This is a genomic window from Methylobacterium sp. B1 (genome assembly GCF_000333255.1).
Lineage (GTDB): Bacteria > Pseudomonadota > Alphaproteobacteria > Rhizobiales > Beijerinckiaceae > Methylobacterium > Methylobacterium fujisawaense.
In genome coordinates, this window is record NZ_BACT01000116.1 from 1 (window position 1) to 6,604 (window position 6,604).

Genomic DNA, 6,604 nt, shown 5'->3' on the forward strand with positions numbered 1-6,604 from the left:
CCCCCGGGATCCGGTCAGCCCCTGATCCCGGGGATCGTTGCCGAGATCGCCCGGGGATCGCGCATCGGCCAGCGGCCGCTTCCCACCTGCGCCAGAAATTCGTCGAGGAGTCGGTGGTAGGCATTCCGGCTCCTCGACGGAGAGGGCGTGGCCGGTATTGGGCAGGACCGCGAGGGCCGCCGACGGGATCACCTGCTTCAGCATGAGGCTCGGGGCGAGGCAGGGCCAGTCCTCGTCGCCGGCGACGATCAGGGTTGGAACGGTCATGCGGCGCAAGGCGTCCGTGAGATCGTAGAGCGACGGGCGGCCCTTCTGCACGCCGGCCTGGGTGTTGGCCGAGCCGAGGGCCGAATGCTCTGCGAGCATCCGCTTGAATTCGGCATGTCCGCGCGGATCCTTGGCCTCGAACTGCACCCGCGTCGGCCCGACGGCGTAGCGCTCGGCGAAAGCGGCCATGCCGTCGCGACGCAGCATCGCCGCGGTGGCGTCGGCCTCGGCGCGGAACATCGCCTGCCGCTCGGGTTCGGCGCCGTAGCCACAGCCGCCGAGACAGAGCGACAGCGCGCGGTCGGGATGCCGGAGGCCGAAATGCAAAGTTGCGAAGGCGCCCATCGAGATGCCGGCGACATGGGCCTTCGGCGCGCCGAGATGGTCGAGGATGGCCAGGATGTCGTCGGCGGCACGCGCCTGCGAGTAGGCGGAGACGGCCTCCGGGACGTCGGAAGGCGGGTAGCCGCGGGCGTTGAACGCGATCGCGTGGTAGCGCCTTCCGAAATGGCGCAGTTGCGCCTCGTAGCTGCGATGGTCGCCGGCGAATTCATGCACGAAGATCAGCGGCGTACCCCGACCGCTCTCCTCGTAGTGGAGCCGGATCCCGTCATCCGTCGCGGCGCTCGGCATGGCTACCCTTTCACCAATCTCCCCCGAGATTTGCGACATGGTGCGACGGCGCGCCCGGTCGAGAGCCGAGGCCGCGGATCGACAGGGGACCGGCACGACGAAGCCGCACCCGGCGGGCCGGGCGCGGCTTGCGGTCTACCGTGCCGGCGGGGATGGTCCCCGCCCGGCTCAAGCGGCCTTCTTGGAGGAGGCCGGCTTGGCCGACCCCTTGTTGGCCGCGACCTCGGCGAGCTTGGCCGCCAGCTTGGCGTCGAGCTTGGCCGAGGCACCGAGCGGAAGCTCGATGTCGAGGCCGAGGGTCGAGACGCCCTCGCCGCGCTCCAGGGTGACCTTCACCTTGTCGGGCTCGACCGCGACATGGTTGGCGATCACCGCCAGGATCTCCTCCCGGAGCTGGATCACGAGGTCGGGGCGACCCGACTCCGCGCGCTCGTGGGCGAGGATCAGCTGCAGGCGGTCGCGGGCGACCGCGCCGGAGCTGCGCTTCTGGAACAGTCCGAGGATGCTCACGCCGCCCTCCGCATGAACAGCTTGTCGAGGAAGGACTTGCGCTCGACCGGCAGGCTCATCGGAACGGTCTCGCCCTTGAGACGGCGGGCCGCGTCGGCATAGGCCCGCGCCGGGGCGCAGAGCGGGTTGTTGAGGGTCACCGGGCAGCCGAGGTTCGAGGCGCGCAGCACCTCCTGGCTCTCCGGGATGATCGCGAGCAGCGGGATCGACAGGATGTCGAGCACGTCCTCGGTCTTGAGCATGTCGCCGCGGTCGGCCCGCATCGGGTCGTAGCGGGTGAGGATCAGGTGCTTCTCCATGTCCTCGCCCTTCTCCGCCTTGGCGGTCTTGGAATCGAGGAGGCCGATGATCCGGTCGGAGTCGCGCACCGAGGAGACCTCGGGGTTGGTCACGACCACCGCCACGTCGGCGTGGTGCATGGCGAGCTGGGCGCCGCGCTCGATGCCGGCCGGGGAGTCGCAGATGACCCAGTCGAACTTGTCGCGCAGCTCGTCCATCACCCGGGCGACGCCCGCGTCGGTGAGCGCGTCCTTGTCGCGGGTCTGGGAGGCCGGCAGCAGGTGCAGGGTCTCCAGCCGCTTGTCCTTGATGAGCGCCTGCGGGAGCTTGGCGTCGCCGTTGACCACGTTGATGAGGTCGTAGACGACCCGGCGCTCGGCGCCCATGACGAGGTCGAGGTTACGCAGGCCGACGTCGAAGTCGACGACGCACACGCTCTGCCCGCCCTGGGCGAGGGCCGCTCCGAGGGCTGCGGTCGTCGTCGTCTTGCCGACGCCGCCCTTGCCCGATGTGACGACGAGAACCTTTGCCACGCGTCGATCTCCCTTATCCAGGCTTGCCATTCGGATGTTGCCGCCATCGAGCCAGACCTGGGCGGCCTTGCCGCGCAGGGCCGTGCCCATGTCCTCCGCCGTCCGCACAAGGCGGTCGATCCCCAGCAACTCGGGTTCGAATTTGCGGCAGTAGATTCGTGCGCGCGGGTTGCGCGCGGCTCCGGCGATCGCGCGACCGCGCAGGGCGCCGTAGACGTGGATGGAACCACCGGCCAGGATCTCGGCCCCCGAGGAGACCGAACCCATCACGGTCACGTCGCCGGTGGGATTGATGACGCTTTGGCCGGAGCGGACCGAGCCCTCGACGGTGATCGAGGTGACCACCTGCGGCTCCGGCTCGGCCGGGACGCTCGGGATCTCGACCTTCTCGGACGGGTGTCCCTTGACGAGAAGCGGCGGCAGGCCGTCCAGGACCGTGTCGGCGCCCTCGATGCCCAGGACCGCGATGCCGCGGGCCTTGAGTTCGTTCATTAACATTTCGAGGGCGTCCGGCTCGGGCTTGAGCTGGGCGCAATCCAGGATGACGGCCCGGCCTTTCAGCAGGGTCGGCGAGCGCTTGAGCGCCGCGTCGAGGCCCGCGAGCCACTCGGGAAGCGGCGGCTCGGGGGAGAGGGCCAGGGCCTTGAAGGCCCGTCCGCGCAGGCTGAGCGGCCGGGGCGCGGAAGGAGCCGCCGCGGGGACGGTCTCCGGATCGATCGGCTCGGGGTGGGTCTCGCTCATGTCCGCCCGTTAAGAGTCCTTACCGGACCATTGACGGCGGGTATGGTTACCGAAGGGTTAAGTTTCTGATCCGGTCGGCAAATTCTGCCGGGATCCTTGTATCGGAGCAGCGGAGGACGCTTTCACGGCTCGACCGCGAGCGGAGTCAGGCGCCCCCTCCTTCGACCGACGGCCCGAACGTCGGCGGGGAAACGCCGCTCAACCCGCTCGAATAGGTTGAGCTTGATCGCATCTCCAGCAGCCGCACTCGACGGGCTGCCCTCTGAAGGCCGGGTCGAGGTCGTCCGCGGCGCGTACCAGGCCGTCGATCGCCACCAGCTCNGGCTCGACCGGCGGGCACCAGATCCGCGCCGTTGGGTTTCCGGCCGCGCCGGCGATCGCGCGGCCGCGCAGGGCTCCGTAGACGTGGATCGAGCCGCCGGCGATGACCTCGGCGCCCGAGGCGACGGCGCCCAGGACCGTGACGTCGCCCTCGAGATGCAGCACGGTCTGGCCGGAGCGCACGGGGGCGTCGAGGATCAGCGAGCGGGCCGTCTCCTTGGGCTGGGGCTCGGTCGACGCGGACGCGTCCGAGGCGGATTCGTCCGGCGTGGCGACCTCGCCCGCGGGCCGGCCGCCCGCGAGGGCCGGCGGGGCGCCCGCCCCCAGGAGCGACGGCGCCGCGCCCTCGATCCCCAGGACGGCGATGTTGCGCGCAGCCAGTTCGGCGAGCAGCCCGTCGAGATCCTCGCGGGTGAGCCGCAATCCGGATAGGTCGAGGATCACGGGCCGGCCGGCGAAGAAGTTCGGGGCGCGGCGATTGAGGGCGTCCAGGTCGCCGAACCACTCGGCCACCGGGGGTATCGGCGCCAGGACGGTGGCCATGAAGGAGCGGCCGCGGAAGCGGATCGGCGGGCGCGCCGGCTCGGATGTCGGCTGGGTCACGGGCGTGTTCGGTGTCGCGGACAGGATCGTCCGCATCCATGGGACGGCGCCGCGCCGGGGGCAATCCCGCAATGCCTGCTGTGACGCCTTGGCGGGCCCGCGGGCGCGTTTCTGTTGTAGAGAGACCCGGCAGCCGAGCCGGACCGGACCGTTGAGCAGCGCCACTTCGCACGCCCCCGCCCCTTTCGTCGTCGATGACCTCACCCGCGCCAACCAGCGGCGGGCGGCCGATCCGCGCGCCTCCGCCTGGGTCTCGGCCAATGCCGGCGCCGGCAAGACCAAGGTCCTCACCGACCGGGTGGTGCGGCTGCTCCTCGACGGTGCCCCGCCCGGGCGGATCCTCTGCCTGACCTTCACCAAGGCCGCCGCGGCCAACATGGCGATCCGCGTCTTCCGGCTCCTCGGCCGCTGGGTGACGCTCGACGACGAGACCCTCGCCGCCGAACTCGCCGACCTCACCGGCGAGCGCGCCGGGCCCGAGCGCCTGCGGCTGGCGCGCCGCCTCTTCGCCCGGGCGGTGGAGACGCCGGGCGGCCTCAAGATCGAGACCCTGCACGCCCTGTGCGAGCGGCTGCTGCACATGTTCCCCTTCGAGGCGAACGTGCCGGCCCGCTTCGTGGTGCTCGACGAGTCCAAGGCCCAGGAGCTGTTCGACATCGAGATGGCCAACGTGCTGGCCGATGCCGTGGCGAACGGCGACACGCCCCTCAGCGCCGCCCTGGCGCGGGTCACCCCCGAGGCGACGGGCGACACCCTGCGGTCCGCGATCCGTTCGGCCATGCGGGCCCGGAGCTTCATCGGCGACGCGGCAGGCCTCGAGAAGGCCTTCGGGCGGCTGCACGGGGCGCTGGGCCTGGCGCCGGAGGATTCCGCCGAACGGATCGAGGCCGGGATCCTGGACGGCGGCCCCGGGTGCCGTCCGGAGGATCGGGAAGCGCTGATCGCGGCGCTCCGCACCGGCAAGGCTAACGACGAGAAGCTCGCCGACGCCCTGGCGGCCGCCGAGGCCGAACGGGCCGGCTCCGCGGATCTTCCCGACCGGTCCGAGGCGCTGGCCCTCTACCGCGCAGTCTTCTTCACCCAGAAGGACGAGCCCAAGGCCGACAGCAGCCTCGGGACCAAGAGCGTGCCGGCCGATGCCAAGGCGGCGTTGCTCGCCGAGCGGGATCGGCTGGAGCCGCTGTTCGACCGCCTGCGCGCCGCCCGGGCCCATGCCCGGACGCAGGCCCTGTTCCGGATCGCCGCCGAGATCCACCGCCGCGTGGAGGCACAGAAGGCGCGCCTCGGCGCCCTCGATTTCGACGACCTGATCCACAAGGCGCTGGATCTGCTCGGGCGGGTCGGGGCCGGCTGGGTCCTCTACAAGCTCGATCGCGGGATCGACCACGTCCTGGTCGACGAGGCGCAGGATACGAATCCGGAGCAATGGGCGATCCTGCGGGCGATCACGCAGGAATTCGCCGCCGGCGAGGGCGCTCGGACCGGCAGCCGCACACGCTTCGCGGTGGGCGATCCTAAGCAGTCGATCTACGGCTTCCAGGGTGCGGAGCCGCGGGAATTCGCCCTGACCCGCGCATCCTGGATCGCGGAATCGCGCTCGGCCGGGCTGACCTTCGAGGACGTGCCGCTCACCCTCTCGTTCCGCTCGACCGACCTCGTGCTGCGCGCCGTCGACGCGGTCTTCGCCATCGATGCGCACAATGACGGCCTGTCCTTCGAGGACACGGTGCGCACGACCGTGCATGCCAGCGCCCGACCCGGGGCGCCCGGCGCCGTGGAGCTGTGGCCGATCGCCGAGCCGGAGCCCGCCGCCGAGCCGGATGCCTGGACCGCTCCCGTCGACGCGCCGGAGACCAGCGCCCCGGCGATCGTCACAGCCCGCCGGGTTGCGCAGGCGGTGCGGACTTGGACCACGACGGGGGACGCCACCGGTCGAATCTGGCGCCCCGGGGACGTCCTGATCCTGGTCCGGAAGCGCGGGCCCGCCTTCGAGGAGGTGATCCGCGCCCTGAAGGGACTGGGCGTTCCGGTCGCCGGGCAGGACCGGCTGGAGGTCTCCGCCCATATCGCGGTCGCCGATCTGGTCGCCGCCGGGCGGGCGGGTCTCCTGCCGGCCGACGACCTGACCCTCGCCACCGCCCTCAAGACGCCGCTCGTCGGGCTGACCGACGACGACCTCGTGCGGATCGCTACCCGCCGCGACCTCGCAGAGACTCTGGAGGACGCCCTGCACCGCCATGCCGCGTCCGGCGACCTGGCCGCAAGGCGCGGGCTCGAGGCCCTGTCGGGGTGGATCGCGCTGGCCGGGCTCCACGGCCCGTTCGGCTTCTACGCGCGGCTCCTCGGGCCGCAGGGGGGCCGGGCGAAGCTTGTGGCCCGTCTCGGCGGCGAGGCGGGGGACGCCATCGACGTGTTCCTCGCAGCCGCCGCCCAGGCCGAGACCGGCGAGGACGCGCCGTCCCTCGGCGGCTTCCTCGCCCGCTACGTCGGCGCCGAGGCCGGTCACACGGTCAAGCGCGACCTCGAATCGGGCCGCGACGAGGTCCGGGTGATGACGGTCCACGGCGCCAAGGGTCTGGAGGCGCCGGTCGTGGTGATCCTCGACGGCTGCGAGCCCCTGGGCCGCAACGATCCGCCCCTCCTGCCGCTCCCGGCGACGGAAATCGCCCTGCCGCCGGTCTGGTCGGGCGGGCGGACCCAGGATTGCGCCGCCACCG

The 6,604-nt window shown here is 71.8% G+C and carries 4 protein-coding genes and 2 pseudogenes; 1 reads left to right on the forward strand and 5 read right to left on the reverse strand.

Annotated elements, in window-relative coordinates:
• Positions 1–14 precede the first annotated feature (14 nt).
• The 5 genes and pseudogenes from I53_RS03390 to minC (I53_RS03410) all read right to left on the reverse strand — a co-directional run bounded on the left by I53_RS03390 (position 15) and on the right by minC (I53_RS03410) (position 3,887).
• Positions 15–900: pseudogene (locus tag I53_RS03390) on the reverse strand (alpha/beta fold hydrolase).
• A 168-nt stretch (positions 901–1,068) separates the two neighbouring features.
• Complete coding sequence (gene minE / locus I53_RS03395; protein ID WP_043346685.1) at positions 1,069–1,410, reverse strand: cell division topological specificity factor MinE; 342 nt, start codon at positions 1,408–1,410, stop codon at positions 1,069–1,071.
• On the reverse strand, positions 1,407–2,222 hold the full coding sequence (gene minD / locus I53_RS03400; RefSeq protein WP_043346690.1) for a septum site-determining protein MinD: 816 nt from the start codon (positions 2,220–2,222) through the stop codon (positions 1,407–1,409). Before minD ends, minE begins: the two co-directional genes overlap by 4 nt.
• A gap of 15 nt (positions 2,223–2,237) precedes the next feature.
• A pseudogene (gene minC / locus I53_RS03405) lies at positions 2,238–2,963 on the reverse strand (septum site-determining protein MinC); the annotation flags it as partial.
• A gap of 198 nt (positions 2,964–3,161) precedes the next feature.
• A complete protein-coding gene (gene minC / locus I53_RS03410) occupies positions 3,162–3,887 on the reverse strand; it encodes a septum site-determining protein MinC (protein WP_374701295.1) in 726 nt (241 codons plus the stop codon).
• A 151-nt stretch (positions 3,888–4,038) separates the two neighbouring features.
• On the opposite strand from minC (I53_RS03410), the gene addA reads away from it, so the two are divergent.
• On the forward strand, positions 4,039–6,604 hold a 2,566-nt coding region (addA, locus tag I53_RS03415), incomplete at its 3' end, for a double-strand break repair helicase AddA (RefSeq protein ID WP_043346688.1).